Source organism: Rhizobium etli 8C-3, assembly GCF_001908375.1.
GTDB lineage: Bacteria > Pseudomonadota > Alphaproteobacteria > Rhizobiales > Rhizobiaceae > Rhizobium > Rhizobium etli_B.
Genome location: NZ_CP017241.1, coordinates 2,699,859 through 2,722,239 on the forward strand (window position 1 = coordinate 2,699,859; position 22,381 = coordinate 2,722,239).

Sequence of the window (22,381 nt, forward strand, 5' to 3'; positions counted from 1 at the left end):
GGTCACTTGCCCTTTCAGTAAAATCCGCAACAGGTCTCGAAATCTCCGCCTGCGGAAAAATAGGCCAGTGTCGCCCGATCGGCAAGTGAGCGGCGGTAAAAGCGGCCGAAGACTTGACCGCATGGCTCCTTTATCCCATAGGCAAGGCAACGATTTCAGCGAATACGGACATCCAGTCATGGGCTTCAAATGCGGTATCGTCGGTCTGCCGAATGTCGGCAAGTCGACACTCTTCAACGCGCTCACCAAGACGGCAGCGGCGCAGGCGGCGAACTATCCCTTCTGTACGATCGAGCCGAACACCGGCGAAGTCGCCGTTCCCGATCCCCGGATGCACAAGCTCGCCTCGATCGCCGGCTCCAGGGAAATCATCCCTACCCGCATTTCCTTCGTCGATATCGCCGGTCTGGTGCGCGGCGCCTCGAAGGGCGAGGGCCTAGGCAACAAGTTCCTCGCCAACATCCGCGAAGTCGATGCCGTCGTGCATGTGCTGCGCTGCTTTGAGGATGACGACATCACTCATGTCGAAGGCCGTATCAATCCGGTCGGCGACGCCGAAACCATCGAAACCGAGCTGATGCTTGCCGACCTTGAAAGTCTTGAGCGCCGAGTCGAGCAAACCCGCAAACGCGCCGCCTCCAAGGACAAGGATTCGCTGACGCAGCTTCCCGTCATGGAAGCGGTGATCAAGCTTCTCAACGAAGGCAAGCCGGCTCGTATACTGCTGAAGACGCTCGGCGCCGACGAGATCGAAGTCCTGAAGAGCCTGAACCTTCTGACTTCGCATCCGGTGCTCTACGTGTGCAACGTCGCGGAAGCCGATGCAGCAACGGGCAACGAACATACCGAGGCCGTTGCCGAGATGGCGAAAGCCCAAGGCGCCGAATGCGTGATCATCTCGGCTGCGATCGAATCCGAAGTGGCTCAACTGCCCGAAGAAGAAAGCAAGGAATTCCTCCACGCACTCGGTCTCGAAGAGGCCGGCCTCGACCGGCTAATCCGCGCAGGCTATCACCTGCTCGACTTGATCACCTATTTCACGGTCGGCCCCAAGGAGACCCGCGCTTGGACGATCGTGCGCGGCACCAAGGCACCGGCCGCTGCCGGCGTGATCCACACCGATTTCGAACGCGGCTTCATCCGTGCCTTCACTATCGGCTATAACGACTACATCGCGTTCGGCGGCGAAACAGGCGCCAAGGACGCGGGCAAAGCCCGGGATGAAGGCAAGGAATACGTGGTTCAGGACGGCGACGTAATCCACTTCCGCTTCAATACCTGATTTGTCCGCACGGCCGAGAAAGGGCGAGGCCAGATGAAGCTAGTTTTTGAAGACTTCGAGCCGGGCCGCAGCTTTGCATTGGGCCCGGTCGCCGTGACGGCGCAGGAAATCATCGAGTTCGCAACCGAGTTCGACCCGCAGCCAATGCACATGGACGAGATGGCCGGACGCGCCAGCATCCTTGGCGGGCTCGCGGCTTCCGGCTGGCATACGTCTGCGCTTTTCATGCGTATGATGGCCTATGGTTTTCTGCTCAACTCGCATTCGCAGGGCGCACCCGGCATCGACGTGATGGAATGGAAGAAGCCCGTGCTTGCCGGCGACACACTGTCCGGGCGTTCGACGGTGCTGGAATCGCGTGCAATGCGCTCGCGGCCCGGAATCGGAATCGCCCGTTTCAAGCATGAGGTTCACAATCAGCACGGCCATCTGGTCTGCTATTGCGAAAACTGGATTATGTTCAGCATGCGCGACACCGTGGAGATAAACCCATGAGGATGGCGGAGCTTTATACGATTGGCGAAAAGGCCTCGATCGGCGGCTATACCTTTACCGAGGAGCGGATCGTCCATTTCGCCACACGCTTCGACCCGCAGCGCTTCCATATCGACAAGGAAGCCGCCAGGAAGACACTTTTCGGCAATCTCTGTGCCTCGGGCTGGCATACATGCGCCGCCTGGATGCGAACTTTCCTCGATTACTGGGAAAAGGAAACCGCGCGACTTGCCAGGCAGGGCCTTGCACCGCCGAAACTCGGCCCTTCGCCCGGCTTCCAGAAATTGCAATGGCTGCGTCCGGTCTTCGTCGACGAGACGGTCAGCTATTCGGTGACCTTGCTTGCCAGCCGGCCTCTCACATCGAGGCCGGGCTGGTTCCTGAACTCGATCCTCAACGAAGGCGTGAACCAAGACGGCACGCCTGTCATCCGTTTCGAGGGCAGCGTGCTCGAATACGAATAAAGCCGGGCTTCAGTGCCCGGCGAATTCGACCAGCGTGTGGACGTTCACGCCAAGCTCCTCGAGCTTCCTGCGGCCGCCGAGATCCGGCAGATCGATGACGAAGCACGCACCGACGACTTCCGCACCCATCTGGCGAAGGAGCTTCGTCGCGCCGACTGCCGTCCCGCCGGTTGCAATCAGATCGTCCACGAGGATGACCTTCTCGCCCGGCTGAACGGCATCCCGGTGCATCTCCATCTCGTCGACGCCATATTCGAGGCTGTAGGCGATCCGCACTGTATCGTGCGGCAGCTTGCCCTTCTTGCGGATTGGCACGAACCCGGACGAAAGCTGATGCGCAACGGCGCCGCCCAGGATGAAGCCGCGCGCTTCCATGCCGGCGATCTTGTCGATTTTCAGGCCCGCATAGGGCTGCACCAGCTCATCCACTGCGCGGCGAAACGCCCGTGGATTGCCAAGAAGCGTCGTGATGTCGCGAAAGATAATGCCAGGCTTCGGATAGTCCGGGATGGAGCGGATGCTAGCCGCAAGCTCCGAGGCAATATTGTTCATGGGAGGTCCGTGTGTATGCGAGGGCGTTTAGTCGGTTGCACCCTATCAACTGGCTGACATGGAACCAACAAAAAAGGCGGCCCGAAAGCCGCCATTTGCTTGTCGAGCTAGAACCGCTCAGTGCTCCTTGTTGGCATAGACCGAGCGCTTCGTCAGGAAGATGAGACCGGAGAAGATCAGCAGGAACACGATGACCATGAAGCCGGTGCTCTTGCGATCCTCGAGGTGCGGCTCTGCGGCCCACATCAGGAAGGCCGAGACGTCCTTGGAATACTGATCGACGGTCTGCGGCGTGCCGTCGTCATAGGTCACCTGATCGTCTGAGAGCGGCTTCGGCATCGCGAAAGCCGCGGCAGCGTTGAAGTAGGGGTTGTAGTGCGCACCCTCCGGAACCTGGAAGCCCGCCGGCGGCTCTTCATAGCCGGTCAGCAGCGAGTAGATATAGTCCGGTCCGCCCTCCTGATACTGGGTGAAGATATCGAAGACGAACTGCGGAAAGCCGCGGGTTATCCCGCGGGCCTTGGCGATCAGCGAGAAATCCGGTGGGGCCGCGCCATTGTTCGCGGCGGCAGCGGCCTGAGCGTTGGCGTATGGCGAGGGGAAATAATCCGAAGGGATAGCCTTGCGGGTGAACATCTCACCTGCAGCATCCGGACCATCCTGGACTTCGTAGTTCGCGGCAAAGGCCTTGACCTGCGCCTCGGAGTAACCGAGCTCGCCGAGCATGCGGAAGGGAACGAGGCTCATGGAGTGGCAGGCCGAACAGACTTCCGCGTAGACCTTCAGGCCGCGCTGCAGCTGGCCCTTGTCATAATGGCCGAACGGGCCGGCGAAGCTCCAGTCCTGCTCCCGCGGGTGCTTCAGCGGATAGTGCGGCGTGGCGCCTTCCTCGTGCTCGGCCGGAGCGGCGCCCTCGCCGGGCGTCGCTTCCTGTGCAAATGCAGCAGTTCCGAGGATAGCTACGACTGCGAGCGGCAGAATGCTTGCAATAAGCTTTTTCATCATTCTATTCCTTCCGCTCGCCTATGCCTTGACCGTAGCAGTTTGTTGATTGCGCTTTTCCAGCACGGCTTCGGTGATCGAGTTTGGAATGCGGCGCGGCGTCTCGACGAGGCCAAGCACTGGCATGGCGACCAGGAAGAAAGCAAAGTAAAGCAGCGTACAGATCTGCGAGATCAGGACGAAGGCACCTTCCGCCGGCTGGGAACCGAGCCAGCCGAGGATGATCGCATCGATCACGAACAGCCAGTAGAACATCTTGTACCAGGGGCGGTAGACTGCAGAACGGACCTTCGACGTATCGAGCCATGGCAGGAAGAAGAGCACGATGATGGCGCCGAACATCACCAGAACGCCGCCGAGCTTGGAATCGATCGGACCGATGTTGAACGTGATCGAGCGCAGCATCGCGTAGAACGGCAAGAAGTACCATTCCGGAACGATGTGCGCCGGCGTCTTCAGCGGGTCGGCCGGGATATAATTGTCCGGATGGCCGAGGAAATTCGGCATGTAGAAGACGAAGTAGGCGTAGACCAGCAGGAAGATCGAAACGCCGAGTGCGTCCTTGAGGGTCGCATAGGGCGTGAACTGGACGGTGTCCGTCTTGGTCTTGACCTCGACGCCTGTCGGGTTCGTCTGACCCGTCACGTGCAGCGCCCAGATATGCAGCACCACAACGCCTGCGATGATGAAGGGCAGCAGATAGTGCAGCGAGAAGAAGCGGTTGAGCGTCGGGTTTTCAACGGCAAAACCGCCGAGCAGAAACTGCTGAACCCATTCGCCGACCAGCGGAAAGGCCGAGAAGAAGCCGGTGATGACGGTCGCGCCCCAGAAGGACATCTGGCCCCAGGGCAGAACGTAACCCATGAAGCCGGTCGCCATCATCAGCAGATAGATGAGGACACCGAGAATCCAGAGGATTTCACGCGGCGCCTTGTAGGAGCCGTAGTAAAGGCCGCGGGCAATATGCAGGTAGACCGCGACGAAGAAGAAGGATGCGCCGTTGGCATGCATGTAGCGCAACAACCAGCCATGGTTGACGTCGCGCATGATTTTTTCGACGGCGTTGAATGCGACAGAGGTCTCGGCAGCATAATGCATGGCGAGCACGACGCCTGTCAGGATCTGCACGACCAGCATGACCGAAAGCATGGCGCCGAAAGTGTAGGCATAGTTCAGGTTGCGCGGAACCGGATATGCCACGAAGCTGTCATAGACCATGCGCGGCAGCGGCAGGCGCGCATCGATCCACTTCTCCAGGCCGGTTGATGGCTCGTAGCTGGAATGGCCACTCATAAATCAGTCTCCCCTCAACCGATCTTGATCACTGTATCGGAAACGAACGAATAGGTCGGAATCGGCAGGTTCGTCGGCGCCGGACCTTTACGGATGCGGCCGGCCGTGTCGTAGACCGAGCCATGGCAGGGACAGAACCAACCGTTGTATTCGCCGGCCTGTCCGAGTGGCACGCAACCGAGATGGGTGCACGAACCGATCATGACGATCCAGTTTTCCTTGTCCTTGCCTGCAGAACGGTCGACCCCGGTTGCCTGCGCTTCAGCCGGAAGGTTCTCGTTGCGCGCGATCGGATCTTTGAGATCCGAAAGGGGAACCTCGTCGGCAGCCTTCACTTCCTCGGGCGTACGGTTGCGGATGAAGACCGGCTTGCCGCGCCATTTGGCAGTCAGCGACATGCCCGGCCCAAGGCTCGATACGTCGACTTCGATGGAAGCAAGAGCGAGCGTGGACGCATCCGGGCGCATCTGGTCGATGAACGGCCAAGCGGCGGCCGCAGCGCCGACCGCGCCTGCCATACCAGTAGTGAGATAAAGGAAATCACGGCGCGTGGGCTCCCCTGGAGCCTCGCTTGTCGTTTCGTGTTCGCTCACGGCTAAACCATCCTCTGCGCAATTTTCGCGGAATTCCGCACTGCCCCTCTAAGCGGCGAATCGACATAGACACAATTCGGCCTTAGATTCCCCGCCAATCCGGCGCGTTCTATGCTTGATCGCAAATTATGTCCAGCCTTGACAATAATATGAGGGCACAATGTCGCGGGTATTTTCAGATGATCTTTTTACCGCAATCCCCTGGATTCAGCGCATGGGAGCCCAGCTGGCGGACGCTTGACTAAACGGCCCACGCCTGGCGCCCGGGCAAATCTGCGTCTGCACCAAGGAAGCCGCCGGACTGGCGCGCCCATAGCTCGGCATAAAGCCCGCCTCTTTGGACCAGGGATTTATGCGTGCCTTCTTCGATGATTCTGCCGCGGTCGACAACGATCAACCGATCGAGCGCGGCAATGGTCGAAAGGCGGTGAGCGATAGCCAGCACAGTCTTTCCTTCCATGATCCGGCTGAGATTGGACTGAATCACCTCTTCCACCTCCGAATCGAGCGCCGAGGTCGCCTCGTCGAGCACCAGGATCGGCGCATCCTTCAGCATGAGGCGCGCGATTGCGATGCGTTGCCGCTGCCCACCGGAAAGCTTCACGCCGCGCTCGCCGACATGCGCGTCGAAACCCTTGCGCCCCTGCTGATCGTGCAGACGCTCGATGAAGTCGAGCGCCTCTGCCCGCCGTGCGGCATCGAGCAGCCGTTCTTCCTCCGCATCGGGCCGGCCGAACAGGATGTTGTCGCGGACCGAACGGTGCAGCAGCGATGTGTCCTGGCTGACGACGCCGATTTGCATGCGCAGCGACTCCTGGCTGACCGCAGCAATATCCTGGCCATCGACGAGAATGCGCCCGCCTTCAAGATCGTAGAGGCGCAACAGCAGATTGACCAGGGTCGACTTGCCGGCGCCGGAGCGCCCGACGATCCCGACCTTTTCGCCAGGTGCGACGGTGAGCGAGAAATCTTCGATCACGCCCTTGCCCCGGCCGTAATGGAAGGAGACGTTCTCGAAGCGGATGCCGGGCTCCCGGACGACGAGATCGGGAGCATTGGGCCGGTCGACGAGACCGAGCGGCTGCGAGATCAATTCGGCAGCATTCTGGATCGTGCCCAGATTGCGCATGATGCCGTTGAACTGCGTCATCAGGCGCCCAAGGAGGAAGTTGAGGCGCAGGACGAGGGCCAGCGAAAAAGCCACGGAACCGGAACTCACCGACCCGCGCAGCCACAGGTCGACGCTTAAACCGCCCATCGTCACGATCATCAGGCCGGAAAGCAGCGCCATGGAGGCGCGCACACCGGTAATGAACCGGGTAAAGCGCAACACGGTATCCTGATAGATATCGAAACCCTGGCGCATGTAGCGGTCGCTCTCCTCGTGACGAGCGAAAAGCTTCAGTGTCTGGATGTTGCTGTAGGAATCGACCATGCGTCCATTGAGCATCGAGGCAGCTTCCGCAGTCTCGCGCGAGTGATAGCGGATGCGCGGCACGAAATAGCGGGCAAGCACGCCGAAGGCAGCGAGCCAAAACAGCACCACGGCGGCAAGCGAAAGATCGAGCTGAGCCACCAGCACCAGTGTCGTCGCCGCATAGATTCCCACGAACCAGACGCTCTCCATGAGCGAGGTCACGAGATCACCCACCGCCTGGCCGGCCGACCAGACCTTCGTCACGATCCGCCCGGAAAAATCGCTCTGGAAAAAATGCAGCGACTGGCGCGAGACGTGGAGATAGGATTGCCAGCGCGCGAGATTGTAAAAACCGGGCGTGATGACCTGCTGATCGACCAGCGCGATGAGGAAGACCACAAGAAAACGGACAAAGCCGATCAAAGCGAGCATTCCGAAGAGCTCGTTGCCGTGTGCAGCAAGTATCTCGCTCCAGCCAACACCCGGCCTTACCGTGCTCAAAATATCGACCAATCGACCGACGAACCAGAAAAGCGCCGCCTCGATCGCCGCCGACATGCCGCCGAGAACGAGCATCGCGACGAAGGGCCATTTCGCCTGACCGATGTAGAACCAGATGAAGCCGGCCGTCGAACGCGGCGGCTGTATATTGCCGCGCCGGCGGAACGGATCGATCCAGCTTTCAAACAAATTGAGTATCGGGCGCAGGAGCATCATTGCGTTATAGTCCGAGACAACCCTGCGGCAAAGGGAATGGAGTACGGACGCAACCTTATATTTTGGTAATTTTCGGTAACATCGGCGGCATCCGTGTTGAATGTCGCTGACCTCGTCACGATCTCGGAGTACAATGAGTGCTTAACGGAGAAATACCGTCATGGAAACAAGGGTGCTCGCATCGCATATTCCGCTTCCGCTTGCGGACAGACTCGATGAAACCGCAGCCCAACTCGGCATATCGCGCGACACCATCGTCAGCGAGGCGGTTGCCGCATGGCTCGACAACCAGGAAGAGCGCCGCCTGACGGCCCTCGGCACGATGGCAGGCGCCATCGTCGTGGTCGAGCGTCACAGGGTAAGAGACTGGGCAGACAGCCTGTGAACCGGCAACGGCTCCGTTAGGAATCATCCAGTGCAGGCGGCAGCTTGCGTCGACCAAGCGCGCAGGTGGCACGATCTGCAAGGTTAACAGTCTACCTTATCGCCCTATTGCCTAACTGGCCCAGCAAATTCCCTCCCCGCTTTCGCAGGGAGGTTTTTCTTTATTCCGCCGCTTCCTCGGCTTCTTGCGAATGATCGGCGAGGAAGCCGCCGGACTGGCGGGTCCAGAGATCTGCATAAATGCCGCCTTGACTGACGAGGTCGGCGTGCGAGCCGGCCTGGACGATGCGGCCCTTGTCGAGCACGATCAGGCGATCCATCTCCGTCAACGTCGACAGGCGATGGGCGATCGCGATCACCGTCTTGCCTTCCATCAGCGCAAAAAGGTTCTCCTGGATCGCCGCTTCCACTTCTGAATCGAGTGCCGAGGTCGCCTCGTCGAGCACCAGGATCGGTGCGTCCTTCAGGAACACCCGGGCGATCGCAACCCGCTGGCGCTGGCCACCGGAGAGCTTCACGCCGCGCTCGCCAACCTGCGCGTCGAGTCCCTTGCGGCCCTGCAAGTCGACAAGCCCTTCGATGAACTCGAAGGCATTTGCCCGCTTCGCCGCCTCGATCACCTCCGCGTCCGTCGCATCCGGACGGCCATAGGCGATGTTGTCGCGGATCGAGCGGTGCAGCAGCGACGTATCCTGTGTCACCACGCCGATCAGCGAGCGGAGGCTTTCCTGCGACACCTGCGAGATATCCTGGTTATCGATGGTGATGCGGCCGGCTTCCAGGTCATAGAAGCGCAGCAGCAGGTTCATCAGCGTCGTCTTGCCGGCGCCTGAACGACCTACGAGACCGACCTTCTCACCCGCCTTGATGTCGAGCGACAGGTTGTCTATGACGCCCTTGCCCTTGCCGTAATGGAAGCGGATGCGCTCGTATTGGATCGCACCCTTCTTGGCCTGCATCGGCGGCGCGTCGGGCTTGTCGGTGATGTCATGGTTCTTCGTCATCATCTCCATGCCGTCATAGACGGTGCCGATGTTTTCAAAGAGCGCGGATACCTCCCACATGATCCATTGCGACATGCCGTTGACGCGCATCGCAAGGCCGATCGCGATGGCAATCGCGCCGACCGATATCTGGCCATTCAGCCAGAACCAGATCGACAGGCCCGAGATGACGAAGAGCGCCACGCAGTTGTTGATATAGACGCACACATGGAACAGCGTGACGCGACGCATCTGCTGATGCACTGTCTGCAGGAACTCGTCCATGCCGGCCTTGGCATAGCTTTCCTCTCTGCCTGCATGCGAGAAGAGCTTGACGGTCGCAATGTTCGTGTAGCTGTCGACAACCCGGCCCGTCATCATCGAGCGTGCATCTGCCTGCTGCGCCGCGATCCTGCGCAGCCGGGGCACGAAATACGACACGATGCTGACATAGATGGCGAGCCAGACCAGGATCGGAACCATCAGCCGCCAGTCTGCCGCGGCGATCACGATGATCATCGTCAGGAAATACGTGACGACATAGACGAAGACATCGAGGATCTTCATCGTTGTTTCACGAACGGCAAGCGAGGTCTGCATCACCTTGGTCGCAACGCGTCCGGCAAACTCGTTTGCGAAGAAGGTCATGCTATGGCGCAGCAGGAAGCGGTGCATCTGCCAACGCGCGATCATCGGGTAGTTGCCGAGCAGGACCTGATGCATGATAAGCGAATCGAGCCCAGCCGCCAGGGGCAGGCCGACGAGGATCAAGGCAGCCATCCAGGCAAGCTTGTGCCATTCGGCCTGCAGGAACGTCGCCTTGTCGGCATTTGTCAGCCAGTCGACGATATCGCCGAGAAACTGGAAGAGTGTCACTTCGCCGATGGCAATCAGCGCCGTCAGCACGGCCATGGCTGCAAGCCAGGGCGCCGCAGGCTTCGTGTAATGCCAGCAGAAGGCAAAAAGACCCTTGGGCGGAACGACAGGCTCCTCACTCGGAAAGGGGTTCAGTCGCTGTTCGAACCAGCTAAACATGAAAAGTGCTCCGGAACTTCACCGTTCCACCTCCCAGCCTGCGCAAAACGCGCTGAGGCACATATGGGAACCGGACGTTCGAGGGGCGAGGCCACGACAGCCGCGCAATGGATCAAAAATGGGGAGTTTTAGAAAGCTTGCGCTCAGAAGCGCGAGATCGCCACGCTTGGTATTGCGGCTGGAAGGCGCGTAAGCATCAGAATATTCATGTTGGCCCTCCCTAGCTGGCGATTGAAGATACGCACCAATAACGCGAAAACTGCGAAATTTCCAGTCCAAAATCGGCACAGACTGAACAATTCGGGGTCAAAAGGCGCCTGTTGCACCGAAATCACAGTTGGACTAGGTCTCCTCGCCCCAGGCAGCAAGATGGAACTTCGGATGACTGATCTCAGACTGGCGCTTTACCAGCCCGACATCCCCGGCAATACCGGCACGATCCTGCGCCTTGCCGCATGCCTCGGCGTTAGCGTCGACATCATCGAGCCCGCCGGCTTCGACATTTCCGACCGCAATCTGAAGCGTGCCGGCATGGACTACATCGCAACCGTTGCGCTGACCCGTCATGTCAGTTGGGATCGCTTCGAGGAATGGCGGGCTCCGACGGGTCGTCGCATCGTGCTCGCTTCCACCAAGGCATCTGTCCGATACACGGACTTTGCATTCGCGCCGAACGACATCTTGTTGTTCGGCCGCGAAAGCGCAGGCGTTCCAGATCATGTTCATGAAAGGGCCGACGAGCGCATCCTGATCCCGATGGTTGCGGGCCAGCGCTCGATCAATGTCGCGGTATCGGCTGCCATGATCACCGGCGAGGCGATGCGCCAGACCGCTTGGCGTTGATTTCGCTACTGAGCGGCATCGCGAGGCCCGCCATGATATGTCGCAAACGGCGTTGTGCTATCCAGGAACAGGCGTATTATACTTAGCCGGCAATCATAAAGTGAGAACTAGGCCGCGATTTCAAAGACATGGCAATGCGCTGAGGCGCAGATTGCGCCGGCCTAATCGGGAAGAAAAGCACGCACAGAATGGAATCCACGATCGTCATGATAAACCTGTTCGGCGCGGTAGCCCTGCTGCTGTTTGGCCTCGCGCAGGTGAAGGACGGCGTATCGCGGGCCTTCGGTGCGCGGCTGCGAACAGGTCTTGCGACGGGCACGCGTGGCGGGTTGCGCTCCTTCGTTTCAGGCTTCGTCGCCACATTGGCATTGCAAAGTTCTACGGCGACGGCGCTGATGGTCGCCTCCTTCGTCGAGCGCGAGCTGGTGAAGCCTCGCATGGCGCAGATCGTCCTGCTCGGCGCAAATGTCGGCACGGCCGTCACAGCCTGGATTGTCGCGACCGGCATCGAATGGCTGTCGCCGCTCGTCATCCTCGCGGGTATCATCCTCTATCGTAGTGGCTCGAGCGCACGCCAAGGTGGTGGCACCGCACTGATAGGCATCGGCCTGATGCTCTTGTCTCTGCATCTCTTGAGCGGGGCAACGGAGCCTATGCGCCAATCTCCCGCGCTTGCCGCCTTCATCGGCCTGCTCGACAACGCTTGGCCGGTTGCCCTTGCATTCTCCGCCGGCATTGCCTTCATTTCGTCGTCGAGCCTTGCCGCCGTTGTCCTCATACTTTCCCTGGCATCGACGGGCATCCTCTCGGCGGGATTGGTGATCGTTCTCGTCCTGGGTGCCAATCTTGGCGGCGCAATTCCCCCGGTCGTCGCTTCGCTTGGCGGACCTGCCTCGGCAAAGCGCGTTACGCTTGGCAACCTGATCGTGCGGGCTGCCGGCTGCGTGATCGCCCTTCCGCTTGCCGGTTACGGCGCCGAGCTTTTGGGAATGCTGCCGCTCGATCCCGCCAAGCTGCCGGTCGACGCTCATCTTGGCTTCAACCTCTTCCTCGCCGCTGTCGCCTGGCCGTTCTCGCGCCTGTTGTCGCAGCTGATGCTGCGTCTCGTTCCGGAGGAAGCACAAGCCGACAATGCGCCGAAATACCTCGACCAGCACGAGCTGTCGACGCCTATCGTGGCGCTTGCGAGCGCCACTCGCGAAGTCCTCGGCGTCGGCGACCTCATAGAACGCATGCTGATCCGAGCCTCCGACGCCTTCGAGCAGAACGACCTGACGAAGCTCAAGGAAATTCCCACACTCGAAAAGCGGGTCGATCGCTTGCAGCAGGAAGTGAAGGTCTATCTTTCCAAGCTCGGCCGCGAGGGCCTGAGTGAAGAGAACGGTCGCCACTCGATCGTCATCATCGACTACGCGATCAACCTCGAGCATATCGGAGATATCATCGAAAAGGGCCTGCTGCCGCAGATCAGCAAAAAGGCGTCGCTCGGCCTGCGGTTTTCCGACGACGGTTACCAAGAGCTCAAGAAGCTCTTCCATTTGACGATCGACAACCTGCGGATCGCGCAAACGATTTTCGTGACGCGCGACTTCAATCTCGCCAAACAGATGATGGAAGTGAAAGTCGAAGTCCGCAGGATGGAGAAGCAATCCGCCGAACGCCACCTTGAACGCCTGCGCGAGGGCCACGCCGACAGCCTGCAGACGAGCTCGCTGCATCTCGACATGCTGCGCGATTTAAAACGCATCAATGCCCACATCGTCTCGGTCGCACATCCGATCCTCGACGAGAGCGGATTACTCATCGAGAGCCGCCTGCGCACGCCAGCGCAATGACGGTCAGTCGGCGGAAGGCAGCCGGCGCATGGTGAATTCGATCTGGTCGTTGTCGAGCTGCCGCCAGCTTTCCACTTCGGTCCAATAGGCCGCCTTCGGGTATTCGGCGAACCATTCGCGCGCCTTTGCCCGCGCGTCAAGCAGGCCAAGCCGATAGGTCTGGCGCACGAAGTGATCACCCTTGCGGGCAGTGCCTTCCGCCCGATGCCGTTCGATCCTGCGCTTCAAGCCGTCAAACGACGGAGGTCCCGGGATTTTAGTCATGAAACCTACCTCTGACCTGGAAAGGTAGTATTGAAAATATCAATTTGCGAGTCGATTCTTTGCCGGATCGATGCAGCATTCCGCCGGCTGGAAAGGCACCGAGGCACCTGATACCACGAAACAGCAATCAGCGATCATCGAGTCGCTTGTGATGCAATAACGACTGCTGGGGACAATGATGGAACGACCAGACCTGCCGATCGGCCTGCCGGATGACATCGAAGAAAAGAAGGTCGCCGCCCGCACCTGGTTCGAAGGATTGCGCGATACGATCTGCGCCTCCTTCGAGGCCTTGGAAGACGAGCTGACCGGCACTCTTTCGGATCAGGAGCCCGGCCGTTTCGTCGGCAAGGAGTGGTCGCGTGAAAATGGCGCCGGCGGCGGCGGCCGGATGTCGATGATGCACGGCCGTGTTTTCGAAAAGGTCGGCGTCCATACCTCCACCGTATATGGAGAATTCGCATCCGACCTGCGCGCCCAGATGCCGGGCGCCAGCGAAGACCCACGATTCTGGGCCTCGGGCATTTCGCTGATCGCCCATCCGGTGAACCCCAATGTACCCGCAGTGCATATGAACACCCGCATGGTCGTCACTTCGAGCCGCTGGTTCGGGGGCGGTGCCGACCTCACGCCGGTGCTCGACCGGCGCCGCACGCAGGAAGACGACGATAGTCGCCTCTTCCACAAGGCGATGGAAATTGCCTGCCGCAGCCATTCGGCCGTCGCCGACTACGGCGCTTACAAGAAATGGTGCGACGAGTACTTCTTCCTCAAACACCGCAACGAACCCCGCGGCATCGGCGGCATCTTTTATGACTGGCTGCATTCGAGCGAGGAAGCCGGCGGCTGGGATGCCGACTTCGCATTCACCCGCGATGTCGGCCGGGCCTTCGCCATGGTTTATCCGAAAATCGTCCGCTCCAATTTCAACAAGGAATGGACCGAAGCCGACCGCGATGAACAATTGATCAGGCGCGGGCGCTATGTCGAGTTCAATTTGCTCTATGATCGCGGTACAATCTTCGGGTTGAAGACGGGAGGCAATATCGAGTCGATACTCTCGTCGATGCCGCCGGTCGTCCGGTGGCCATGACTGTACGACAGCGTACGGGTAAAAATACATTACATGGCCTTCAAGAAGCGTGAGCATGCGCTAAACTAACGTGCTAAACTGAGCTTGTGTTGCGTAACAATCGGAGGAGGATTGTCATGATGATACAGAGCGGTTCGCCGGCGCCTGAGGATGTTCGGGAGGCATCCCGCGCAATCGAGACCCCGGATTTCCTGAACCGCATTGCCGAAGAAATGCGAGCCACGAGCGGCTCGGACCTGCCCCTTTCCTGCTTCATCGAGCAGGTGAGGTTGCAACTAGCTGCCGGAAAATCGCTCGAAGAACTGCGCAGACAGGCAAGAGAACGCGCCAGCTCGAATGCGCCGTACCAGTCGTCCGACTGCTTCCGCGCCTGGGCGATGCCGGATTATCGCATGTGATTTGCCGGCCGATGTGGATCATCGGCCGGAACCTTCTCTCCGATTCGCACATTGAAATAGACCGCGTGTCAGCGCGGTCATCCAATCTCGTTCCGGACAAAGGAGTAGACAATGCGACTTTTCGAATGCGGTACGCTCGTTCCGGGGTGCACCTGGCACACCCGCGCCGATGAGGACGCCGAAGTCGTGCGCCGCGCGGTCGAGCACATGAAGTCCGCCCATGGTGAAACGACCATTCGCGAAAACATGGTCGACAACATCAAGGCCCGCATCCGCGACGAAGCGACAGCGGCCTGATCACCTTGAAATTTCATCCAGCCGGGCGAGCAGCGTCGCCCGGTCGGCGGCAAAGTTCTCGTCGACCCACTGGTTCTCGAGCTTGGCAAGCAGCTCGCCGACACGCGGACCTGCCGGGATACCGGTGGAAATGATATCGCCACCGCCGATTGGAAACTGCGGTCTCTTCCACGCCAAAGCCCGGTCCAACAGCTTGCCCAGTCTTGCCGACCGGCTCATTTCCTTCATGTCGCCATCTGCCTTGCCGCGGGCAACGGCGAGAGCGAGCTTCAGGCGAGTGACGATGCCTTCCGCACCACTGCGATAGAGCAGCCGGTCGATGGCCGCGGCAGACATTTCGTCATCGACTGCGGGAGCCGCCGCCCAGCTCCTCAAATAGGCCGCTTCGGCATTCGAAAATCTCAGGCGGTCGGCCATCTTCTCCAGCCGTTCGGCATCGGGCGGAACGATCGAAGCGAGCCGCAGGAGTGGATCGGGCTTCCAGGCGAGCGCCTTTTCGGTCGCAACCAGCCCCGGGATGGCGTCGATGCCCCATTTCTCCGTCTCCGGCAGCACTTCGGTCAGCACCGAAACCTGCCGCATCCACAGCAGCGCCCGGCCCGGATCGCCGGCAGCAAGCAGCTTGCGAAGTTCGGACCAGACCCTTTCGGACGAAAGAGTAGTGAGCTTCGAACGCGCCGCCGAACAGGCCCGCAGTCCTTCCGCATCAGGCCGGCCGGAGCCGTAGTGAGCAAAAAAACGGAAGAACCGCAGGATGCGCAGGTAGTCTTCGGCAATCCGTGTCGCCGCATCCCCGATGAAACGGATGTTGCGCTTTTGGATATCGGCCAGCCCGCCGACGAGATCGACGACCTCACCCTTGAAATTCATGTAAAGGGCATTGATCGTCAGGTCGCGCCGCTCCGCATCCGCCTGCCAGTCGGTGCTGAAGGCGACCTTGGCGCGGCGCCCGTCGGTCTCCACGTCAGTGCGCAGCGTCGTCACTTCGAACGGCTTTCCTTCGATCACCAGCGTCACCGTGCCGTGCTCGATGCCGGTTGGGATCGCCTTGCAGCCGGACGCCTTCGCCCGCTCCATCACCGCGTCCGGCGTCAGCGTCGTTGCGATGTCGATATCGCTGACTGGAAGCCCCATCAGGCTGTTGCGCACGGCGCCGCCCACGACGCGCCCCTCCCCGCCATCCGCGTTCAAGAGCCTAAAGACGCGCTGAAGGCGGGGATCCTTGAACCATGCTTCATCAGCAAGGCTGGTCATGCATAAAGCCTCTCATAAAGGGTGCGCACGATGCCCGCGGTGATGCCCCAGATCATCCAGCTTTCATAGGGCATGCGGTAAAAATGCCGGTCGATGCCCTCGACCAGGCGCCTGTCGCGCGTGTGGTTTTGCGGGTTCATCAGGAAGGAAAGGGGCACTTCGAAGACGTCGTCGACTTCGCGGGGATTGGGCTTCAGCTCGAACCCCGGCCGGACGACACCGAGCACTGGCGTGATGCGGAAGCCGGTCGCGGCCAGATAGTGCGGCAGGCGTCCCACCGTCTCCACGAAGGAGCCGGAAATGCCGATCTCTTCCTGTGTCTCGCGGATCGCCGCCATTTCCGGAGAAATGTCAGTCGAATCGATCGCCCCGCCGGGAAAGGATATCTGGCCGGAATGCTTGCGCAGGTTGGCCGTGCGCTTGGTGAAGATGACCCGCGCCTCGTCGCCGTCGTCGACCACCGGCACCAGCACAGCGGCATCGCGCAGGCGGAAGCCTTCGACCATTGCGACAATATCCGGATTGAGGATGTGGTCGCCGTGATCCCGCCAGGAATGATCGACCGGCCCGCCGTTTTGATTGAGCGCCCGGCGGCGGAATTCGGCTGCGGAATAAAGTGGGTAGCCTTGGGTCGGGGCATTGCTCATCGCGACAGCATATCCAGTTCATCGGCGGCCATGATAGGGAAAATGCAGCCGCCGGAGCGGACGCAGAACATTTCCCTGCCCTCAATATCTGCAATCTCGCCGAGGTCCGCCAGCTCATACATCACGGCCCTCGATACCAAAGCCTCGAGGCGTCCGCGCACATGCAGATAGGGTTTCAACTCGCTGTTTTCGCCATGAATCACGAAGCGCAGCGGATACTCCTTGCCGGCCTCGACGACATCGCCGGTATTGGTGCGGAATGTCAGCACCTGCTGACCATTGCGGTGCGTCGCGCTCATCTCGACGGCGACAAACGGCGCGTCGGCGACCCTGATTCCGACTTTTTCCACGGGAGTCACCAGATAGGTCTTTCCGTCCTCGTCCTTGCGCAGGACGGTGGAAAACAGGCGAACCAGGGGCGCACGGCCAATCGGCGTTCCCATGTAGAACCAGGTGCCGTCGGCGCGGATTTCCATGTCGATATCGCCACAGAAGGGTGGATTCCATTTCTCGACCGGTGGAAGTCCGCCCCTCTTGGCGCCGGCTTCGCCTGCAGCGCGCGAAATCAGCGCGGCAAGGCCTGCGGCATCTTCACTCGCCCCGATTTCTTGCGCTGCCATTGTTCTGTCCCGGTTTGCCCCTAACGATAGAATAGTCACGAGATAGTCATTTGGAACGAACTTGTCAGCCCGCAACATATCCATAACTCTATAGGGTACGAGCCACAGGCGTAAGTCCGCCGATTCGCGACGAATGATTCAGCCGTTGGAGATACTTGATGGGTATGATGAAGACCGAAGACAGCCTTGGGGAGAAGGAAATCATCGCTGCCGCAGAAAAGGCACTCGCCGATATCGCCCTCGTCCGCGAAGAAGTATCAAAGGTGATCTTTGGTCAGGAAAACGTCGTCGAAAACACCCTGCTTGCTGTTCTTTCGGGCGGCCATGCACTTCTCGTCGGCGTACCTGGCCTGGCAAAGACCAAGCTTGTGACGACGCTCGGGGAAGTTCTCGGTCTCGGCGCAAACCGCATCCAGTTCACGCCGGACCTGATGCCGTCGGACATTCTCGGCTCCGAAGTGATGGACCAGGACGAGAACGGGCGCCGCTCCTTCCGCTTCGTCAAGGGTCCGGTCTTTGCCCAACTGCTGATGGCAGACGAGATCAACCGCGCCTCACCGCGCACGCAATCGGCGCTGCTGCAATCGATGCAGGAATATCACGTCACCATCGCCGGCCAGCGCTACGACCTTCCGACGCCTTTCCACGTTCTTGCCACCCAGAACCCGCTGGAGCAGGAAGGCACGTACCCGCTGCCGGAAGCCCAGCTCGACCGCTTCCTGCTGCAGGTGGACGTGCACTATCCCGAGCTTGCCGCCGAGCGCCAGATCCTGCTCGAAACGACGGGCATCAGCGAAACGAAGCCGCAAGCCGTACTCGACGCCGGGCGGCTGATGGAGATCCAAAAGCTCATCCGCCAGATGCCGGTGAGCGACAAGGTCGTCGATGCGATCCTCAATCTTGTGCGCTCCGCCCGCCCCGGCCAGGGCAACGCCGCGACCGACAAGAATGTAGCCTGGGGCCCGGGTCCGCGCGCCGGCCAGGCAATGATGCTCTGCGCCCGCGCCCGCGCGCTCTATGAGGGCCGTCTGGCGCCGTCGCTCGACGATATCCATGCGCTTGCCGAACCCGTCCTCGAACACCGCATGGCGCTTACCTTCGCCGCACGTGCCGAGGGCATGTCGGTCCGCGACGTCATCGCGGGTCTCGTCAAGCAGGCCAAAGGATAAGGAAGCCGGACGCGTGGCATCTATTGGACAGATCGTCAATCCGACCCCTGGCAGCGATGCCCTCGCCCGCGCAAGGCAGCGGGCCTCTCTGGTGCCGGACTGCCTGGTCGAGGCCAAGCGCATCGCCAACACCGTGATTGCCGGCTGGCATGGCCGCCGCAAGCGCGGTATCGGCGAGAATTTCTGGCAGTTCCGCCCCTATACCGAGGGGGAAAGCTTATCGCGCATCGACTGGCGTCGCTCCGCCCGCGACGACCATACCTATGTTCGCGAGCGCGAATGGGAAGCCGCCCACACCATCTGGTTATGGGCCGACATGTCACCCTCGATGATGTACAAGTCGACCTTCGGCAGTGTCTCGAAGGAAAGCCGCGCGCTCGTCATCATGCTGGCGCTCGCCGAAATCCTTGCCCGCTCCGGCGAACGCATCGGGTGCCCGGGCGTCATGGAACCGATCGCCGCCCGCAACGCTGCCGAGCGGCTTGCGACCGCGCTCATGCATGCGCCGCTACCGGGCGGGTTGCCGGAAATCGCCATGATCCGCGGCTGGAGCGACCTCGTGCTCATCGGCGACTTCCTGGACGATGCGCCGGCGATCATGGCCCGCCTCACGCCGCTTGCCCGTCGTGGCCTTCGCGGCCACGTGGTCGAGATCGCCGATCCCGCCGAGGAGCTTTTCCCCTATACCGGCCGTACCGAATTCACGGATCCGGAAACCGGCTCGAGACTCGTTTCCGGCCGCGCGGAGAACATCCGCGAGGCCTATAGCCGCGCCTATGTGGCCCGCCGCGACGGTCTCGGCCAATCGCTTCGACATCTCGGCTGGACGTTCGTCACCCATCGCACCGATCACCTGGCATCCGAAGCGCTGGTTGCTGTGCACATGTATCTGTCGGGAATGCCGGCCAAGGCGACACACGGGGGATTGTTATGAGCGCCCTTCCCTTTGCTTTTGCCTATCCTGCAATCCTCGGCGCGCTCGTCGCCCTGCCGGTCATCTGGTGGCTGCTGCGGCTGACGCCGCCGCGTCCGAAGTCCGAAGTCTTTCCGCCGCTGAAGATCCTGGCCGCCGTGCTGAAGCGCGAGGAAACGCCTGCTCAGAGCCCCTGGTGGCTGACGCTGCTTCGAATGCTGCTCGCCGCAGCCGTGATCCTTGCGATCGCTGATCCGGTTTTCAATCCGCGTACCAATTCGCTCGCCGCAGGCGGCCCGCTCGTTCTTTTCGTCGACAATGGCTGGGCGACGGCGCCGGACTGGCAACGTCGCGTGCAGACCGCCGAGGCGCTGATCGACGACGCCGAATCCGCCGGCGCCCCTGTCGCGGTCGCCTTCACCGCCGATGCCACCAACAATGCCGTGCCGGGCACCACGACGGCGGCCCGCGACATGTTGCGCGCCGCAGAACCGCAGCCGCTCGTTCCGGATCGCGAACGCGCCTTCGACGCCTTGCGCGCTGCCCTCAACGGCACGAGACCCGGTACGCTCGCCTTCCTTTCCGACGGCGCTGCAGCCAAGGAAAACGATGCGACCGTCCGCCAGCTCGCCGATCTGAATCCTGCCGAGCTCCGTCTCATCGAAGGCGATTCCACACGGACGATAGCAATCACCGGCGCCACGAATGCCGCCGACGCAATGAGCGTGACTGCGACGCGCCTCAACAGCGCGGGCGCCGCATCGCTGCCGCTGACGGCGCAGGATGCACAGGGCCGTGCGATTGCCGCAGGCACGGTGGATTTCCAGGCCGGGCAGTCAGTCGCCTCCGGCTCGATCCCCGCCCCCTTCGAGATGCGCAACGATTTCGCCCGCGTCAGCATCGACAATCATGCGACGGCAGGTTCGGTGCATCTGCTCGACGATGGCTTTAAGCGCCGCCGCGTGGTGCTGCTATCGGGCGAAGCGGGCGATGAATTCCAGCCGCTGCTATCGCCTCTCTACTACATCCAGCGCGCGCTGCAGCCCTATGCCGACCTGATTCAGCCGAACACACCGGATCTCGCTGCTTCCATCCCCGATCTGCTGTCGCAGAATCCGTCCGTGATCATCATGGCCGATATCGGCCGGCTGCCGCAGGAAACCTATGAGCCGATGCAGCGCTGGATCGCCAACGGCGGCACGCTGATCCGCTTCGCCGGGCCGCGCCTTGCCGCCGCTCCCGCCGACGATCCGCTGGTGCCTGTGACGTTGCGCCAGGGCGAGCGTGCGCTTGGCGGCGCGCTTTCCTGGGCCGAGCCGCAGCCGCTGGCGGATTTTCCCAGTTTCGGTCCTTTCGCCGGCATGGCCAAGCCGACTGACGTGACCGTCAAGCGCCAGGTTCTGGCCGAGCCGACGCCCGATCTTGCCGAGCGCACCTGGGCAAGCCTTGCCGATGGCACGCCGCTTGTAACGACCAAGCCGATCAACGCAGGCCGTATCGTGCTCTTCCATGTCAGCGCCGAGGCAACCTGGTCCAACTTGCCGATCTCGGGCAATTTCGTCGAGATGCTGCGTCGCATCGTCCAGCTCTCCCGCTCAGGCGGCGTTACCTCGGAAGCCGGTGCTGCAACGACGGCTGAGGCCCTGCCGCCCTTCCGCCTGCTGACGGCGAAGGGCGTGCTCACGACAGAGACCGGCACGGCACGGCCATTGATCCAGAACGCAAAGACCGAGCCTGTTTCCAATTTCGACAACCCGCCCGGACTCTATGGTTCGGAAGACGGCTTTACCGCATTGAATGTATTGCCGAATAACGCCAGGCTGACGCCGCTCGACACAGCCGGGGCCAATGTCCTGCGCGAAGGCCTGATCGGCGGTGAAACCTGGTCTGCCAAGCCCGCGCTCTTCCTCGTCGCCTTCCTGCTGCTCCTGGCAGACAGCCTCATCGTCATGTTCATGGGCGGCGCCTTCTCCCGGCTGCGTTCGGCGGCCCGGCCTGCGGCAATCATCGCAGTCGCCGCAGCCACGACCTTCTTCCTGCAACCATTGCAATTGCGCGCCGACGATTCCAAGCCCGGCGACGACCAGATTTTCCAGCGATTGGACAATACCCACCTTGCCTATGTCGTCACCGGCGAGCAGGATGTCGACAATATTTCCGAGCACGGCCTCGAAGGCCTGACAGAGTTCCTGACATTCCGCACGACACTGGAGCCGGCGCCGCCGGTCGGCCTTGACCTTACGAAGGACGAGCTTTCCTTCTATCCTATCATTTACTGGCCGGTTTCTGCCTCCGCGCCAATGCCGTCGACGGCTGCGATCAACCGCATCGACGCCTATATGCGCGCCGGCGGCACCGTGCTTTTCGATACACGCGACCAGTTCTCTTCACTGGATAACAATGGCGGTGCCTCAAGCGCCAACGGCGAGCGCCTGCAGCAAATCCTCGCCAATCTCGATATCCCCCCGCTGGAGCCGGTTCCTTCGGACCATGTTCTGACCAAGTCGTTCTACCTGCTCTCCAGTTTCCCGGGCCGCTATTCCGGAAGCCCGCTCTGGATCGAGTCGAGGCAGGACAATCGCTCATCGGACACCAAATCGACGGCTTCGGCCGACGGCGTTTCGCCAATCCTGATTACCGGCAACGACCTGGCCGGGGCCTGGGCGGTCGATCAGAACGGCGCACCGATGCTGCCGACCGTTCCGCCGGATGAGATGCAGCGCGAATACTCTTATCGCGCCGGCGTCAACATCATGATGTACATGCTGACGGGCAACTACAAGACTGATCAGGTCCACATCCCCGCGCTCCTCGAACGGCTGGGGCAATGA

Annotated in this window: 22 protein-coding genes; 12 read left to right on the plus strand and 10 right to left on the minus strand. The window is 61.0% G+C overall.

The genetic code is table 11. The features are described from left to right. Window positions 1–178: 178 nt before the first annotated feature. The 3 genes from ychF to AM571_RS13615 are packed head-to-tail and all read left to right on the plus strand — an operon-like array spanning window position 179 to window position 2,241. Window positions 179–1,282 (plus strand): redox-regulated ATPase YchF, encoded by a 1,104-nt coding sequence (gene ychF, locus AM571_RS13605; protein WP_074061853.1) that lies wholly within the window; start codon window positions 179–181, stop codon window positions 1,280–1,282. A gap of 33 nt (window positions 1,283–1,315) precedes the next feature. Then, window positions 1,316–1,777: a MaoC family dehydratase gene (locus AM571_RS13610; protein WP_074061854.1), complete on the plus strand. Its 462-nt coding sequence runs from the start codon at window positions 1,316–1,318 to the stop codon at window positions 1,775–1,777. Further along, entirely contained in the window at window positions 1,774–2,241 is a 468-nt protein-coding gene (locus AM571_RS13615; protein WP_074061855.1) for a MaoC family dehydratase, read from the plus strand. The genes AM571_RS13610 and AM571_RS13615 overlap by 4 nt, the downstream gene beginning before the upstream one ends. 9 nt (window positions 2,242–2,250) lie before the next feature. Here the strand turns inward: AM571_RS13615 and AM571_RS13620 are convergent, their stop codons facing one another. The 5 genes from AM571_RS13620 to AM571_RS13640 form a co-directional block, all read right to left on the minus strand. Further along, window positions 2,251–2,793, minus strand: coding sequence for an adenine phosphoribosyltransferase (locus AM571_RS13620; protein WP_074061856.1), 543 nt, complete (start codon window positions 2,791–2,793; stop codon window positions 2,251–2,253). Window positions 2,794–2,910: 117 nt separating this feature from the next. Beyond that, on the minus strand, window positions 2,911–3,795 hold the full coding sequence (locus AM571_RS13625) for a cytochrome c1 (RefSeq protein ID WP_074063243.1): 885 nt from the start codon (window positions 3,793–3,795) through the stop codon (window positions 2,911–2,913). 21 nt (window positions 3,796–3,816) lie between these two features. Beyond that, window positions 3,817–5,088 (minus strand): cytochrome b, encoded by a 1,272-nt coding sequence (locus AM571_RS13630; protein WP_074061857.1) that lies wholly within the window; start codon window positions 5,086–5,088, stop codon window positions 3,817–3,819. Window positions 5,089–5,102: 14 nt separating this feature from the next. After that, a complete protein-coding gene (gene petA, locus AM571_RS13635) occupies window positions 5,103–5,681 on the minus strand; it encodes a ubiquinol-cytochrome c reductase iron-sulfur subunit (RefSeq protein WP_074061858.1) in 579 nt (192 codons plus the stop codon). Between the two features lie 241 nt (window positions 5,682–5,922). Continuing rightward, complete coding sequence (locus AM571_RS13640) at window positions 5,923–7,812, minus strand: ABC transporter ATP-binding protein (protein WP_074063244.1); 1,890 nt, start codon at window positions 7,810–7,812, stop codon at window positions 5,923–5,925. 163 nt (window positions 7,813–7,975) lie between these two features. Between AM571_RS13640 and AM571_RS13645 the strand changes: the two genes are divergently transcribed. Further along, a complete protein-coding gene (locus AM571_RS13645; RefSeq protein ID WP_074061859.1) occupies window positions 7,976–8,200 on the plus strand; it encodes a CopG family transcriptional regulator in 225 nt (74 codons plus the stop codon). Window positions 8,201–8,360: 160 nt separating this feature from the next. Here the strand turns inward: AM571_RS13645 and AM571_RS13650 are convergent, their stop codons facing one another. Next, the gene (locus AM571_RS13650; protein WP_074061860.1) at window positions 8,361–10,217 is read right to left on the minus strand and encodes an ABC transporter ATP-binding protein; all 1,857 of its coding nucleotides are present in this window, start codon (window positions 10,215–10,217) and stop codon (window positions 8,361–8,363) included. A 381-nt stretch (window positions 10,218–10,598) separates the two neighbouring features. Here AM571_RS13650 and AM571_RS13655 point away from each other — a divergent pair, with 381 nt between their 5' ends. Then, window positions 10,599–11,060, plus strand: coding sequence for a tRNA (cytidine(34)-2'-O)-methyltransferase (locus AM571_RS13655; protein ID WP_074061861.1), 462 nt, complete (start codon window positions 10,599–10,601; stop codon window positions 11,058–11,060). A 188-nt stretch (window positions 11,061–11,248) separates the two neighbouring features. Then, window positions 11,249–12,895 (plus strand): Na/Pi cotransporter family protein, encoded by a 1,647-nt coding sequence (locus tag AM571_RS13660; RefSeq protein WP_074061862.1) that lies wholly within the window; start codon window positions 11,249–11,251, stop codon window positions 12,893–12,895. Window positions 12,896–12,898: 3 nt separating this feature from the next. Here the strand turns inward: AM571_RS13660 and AM571_RS13665 are convergent, their stop codons facing one another. After that, the gene (locus AM571_RS13665) at window positions 12,899–13,159 is read right to left on the minus strand and encodes a hypothetical protein (RefSeq protein WP_022714201.1); all 261 of its coding nucleotides are present in this window, start codon (window positions 13,157–13,159) and stop codon (window positions 12,899–12,901) included. A gap of 178 nt (window positions 13,160–13,337) precedes the next feature. Here AM571_RS13665 and hemF point away from each other — a divergent pair, with 178 nt between their 5' ends. The 3 genes from hemF (at window position 13,338) to AM571_RS13680 (ending at window position 14,947) form a co-directional block, all read left to right on the plus strand. Continuing rightward, a complete protein-coding gene (gene hemF / locus AM571_RS13670; protein ID WP_074063245.1) occupies window positions 13,338–14,252 on the plus strand; it encodes an oxygen-dependent coproporphyrinogen oxidase in 915 nt (304 codons plus the stop codon). Between the two features lie 116 nt (window positions 14,253–14,368). Beyond that, entirely contained in the window at window positions 14,369–14,650 is a 282-nt protein-coding gene (locus AM571_RS13675) for a hypothetical protein (protein ID WP_074061863.1), read from the plus strand. Window positions 14,651–14,761: 111 nt separating this feature from the next. Continuing rightward, complete coding sequence (locus tag AM571_RS13680) at window positions 14,762–14,947, plus strand: DUF1059 domain-containing protein (RefSeq protein ID WP_074061864.1); 186 nt, start codon at window positions 14,762–14,764, stop codon at window positions 14,945–14,947. On the opposite strand, the gene AM571_RS13685 is transcribed toward AM571_RS13680, so the two are convergent. From AM571_RS13685 to AM571_RS13695, 3 genes are read right to left on the minus strand one after another with little or no spacing between them, the layout of a single operon-like run. Beyond that, on the minus strand, window positions 14,948–16,201 hold the full coding sequence (locus tag AM571_RS13685) for a CCA tRNA nucleotidyltransferase (protein ID WP_074061865.1): 1,254 nt from the start codon (window positions 16,199–16,201) through the stop codon (window positions 14,948–14,950). Further along, complete coding sequence (locus tag AM571_RS13690) at window positions 16,198–16,848, minus strand: CoA pyrophosphatase (RefSeq protein ID WP_074061866.1); 651 nt, start codon at window positions 16,846–16,848, stop codon at window positions 16,198–16,200. Before AM571_RS13690 ends, AM571_RS13685 begins: the two co-directional genes overlap by 4 nt. After that, window positions 16,845–17,468, minus strand: a complete 624-nt coding sequence (locus tag AM571_RS13695; protein ID WP_074061867.1) for a DUF1285 domain-containing protein — start codon at window positions 17,466–17,468, stop codon at window positions 16,845–16,847. The genes AM571_RS13690 and AM571_RS13695 overlap by 4 nt, the downstream gene beginning before the upstream one ends. Before the next feature lie 158 nt (window positions 17,469–17,626). Here AM571_RS13695 and AM571_RS13700 point away from each other — a divergent pair, with 158 nt between their 5' ends. The 3 genes from AM571_RS13700 to AM571_RS13710 are packed head-to-tail and all read left to right on the plus strand — an operon-like array spanning window position 17,627 to window position 22,381. Beyond that, window positions 17,627–18,637, plus strand: a complete 1,011-nt coding sequence (locus AM571_RS13700; RefSeq protein ID WP_074061868.1) for an AAA family ATPase — start codon at window positions 17,627–17,629, stop codon at window positions 18,635–18,637. A gap of 13 nt (window positions 18,638–18,650) precedes the next feature. Beyond that, the gene (locus AM571_RS13705; protein ID WP_074061869.1) at window positions 18,651–19,571 is read left to right on the plus strand and encodes a DUF58 domain-containing protein; all 921 of its coding nucleotides are present in this window, start codon (window positions 18,651–18,653) and stop codon (window positions 19,569–19,571) included. After that, window positions 19,568–22,381, plus strand: a complete 2,814-nt coding sequence (locus tag AM571_RS13710; protein ID WP_074061870.1) for a DUF4159 domain-containing protein — start codon at window positions 19,568–19,570, stop codon at window positions 22,379–22,381. The genes AM571_RS13705 and AM571_RS13710 overlap by 4 nt, the downstream gene beginning before the upstream one ends.

Coding starts and splice junctions, on each gene's coding strand:
- AM571_RS13665 (WP_022714201.1), bottom strand. CDS start 13,159: ATGACTAAAATCCCGGGACCTCCGTCGTTTGACGGCTTGAAGCGCAGG.
- AM571_RS13625 (WP_074063243.1), bottom strand. CDS start 3,795: ATGAAAAAGCTTATTGCAAGCATTCTGCCGCTCGCAGTCGTAGCTATC.
- AM571_RS13645 (WP_074061859.1), top strand. CDS start 7,976: ATGGAAACAAGGGTGCTCGCATCGCATATTCCGCTTCCGCTTGCGGAC.
- AM571_RS13680 (WP_074061864.1), top strand. CDS start 14,762: ATGCGACTTTTCGAATGCGGTACGCTCGTTCCGGGGTGCACCTGGCAC.
- AM571_RS13710 (WP_074061870.1), top strand. CDS start 19,568: ATGAGCGCCCTTCCCTTTGCTTTTGCCTATCCTGCAATCCTCGGCGCG.
- AM571_RS13685 (WP_074061865.1), bottom strand. CDS start 16,201: ATGACCAGCCTTGCTGATGAAGCATGGTTCAAGGATCCCCGCCTTCAG.
- AM571_RS13700 (WP_074061868.1), top strand. CDS start 17,627: ATGGGTATGATGAAGACCGAAGACAGCCTTGGGGAGAAGGAAATCATC.
- AM571_RS13620 (WP_074061856.1), bottom strand. CDS start 2,793: ATGAACAATATTGCCTCGGAGCTTGCGGCTAGCATCCGCTCCATCCCG.
- hemF (WP_074063245.1), top strand. CDS start 13,338: ATGGAACGACCAGACCTGCCGATCGGCCTGCCGGATGACATCGAAGAA.
- AM571_RS13630 (WP_074061857.1), bottom strand. CDS start 5,088: ATGAGTGGCCATTCCAGCTACGAGCCATCAACCGGCCTGGAGAAGTGG.
- AM571_RS13640 (WP_074063244.1), bottom strand. CDS start 7,812: ATGCTCCTGCGCCCGATACTCAATTTGTTTGAAAGCTGGATCGATCCG.
- AM571_RS13655 (WP_074061861.1), top strand. CDS start 10,599: ATGACTGATCTCAGACTGGCGCTTTACCAGCCCGACATCCCCGGCAAT.
- AM571_RS13610 (WP_074061854.1), top strand. CDS start 1,316: ATGAAGCTAGTTTTTGAAGACTTCGAGCCGGGCCGCAGCTTTGCATTG.
- AM571_RS13675 (WP_074061863.1), top strand. CDS start 14,369: ATGATGATACAGAGCGGTTCGCCGGCGCCTGAGGATGTTCGGGAGGCA.
- AM571_RS13650 (WP_074061860.1), bottom strand. CDS start 10,217: ATGTTTAGCTGGTTCGAACAGCGACTGAACCCCTTTCCGAGTGAGGAG.
- AM571_RS13615 (WP_074061855.1), top strand. CDS start 1,774: ATGAGGATGGCGGAGCTTTATACGATTGGCGAAAAGGCCTCGATCGGC.
- AM571_RS13660 (WP_074061862.1), top strand. CDS start 11,249: ATGGAATCCACGATCGTCATGATAAACCTGTTCGGCGCGGTAGCCCTG.
- AM571_RS13690 (WP_074061866.1), bottom strand. CDS start 16,848: ATGAGCAATGCCCCGACCCAAGGCTACCCACTTTATTCCGCAGCCGAA.
- ychF (WP_074061853.1), top strand. CDS start 179: ATGGGCTTCAAATGCGGTATCGTCGGTCTGCCGAATGTCGGCAAGTCG.
- AM571_RS13695 (WP_074061867.1), bottom strand. CDS start 17,468: ATGGCAGCGCAAGAAATCGGGGCGAGTGAAGATGCCGCAGGCCTTGCC.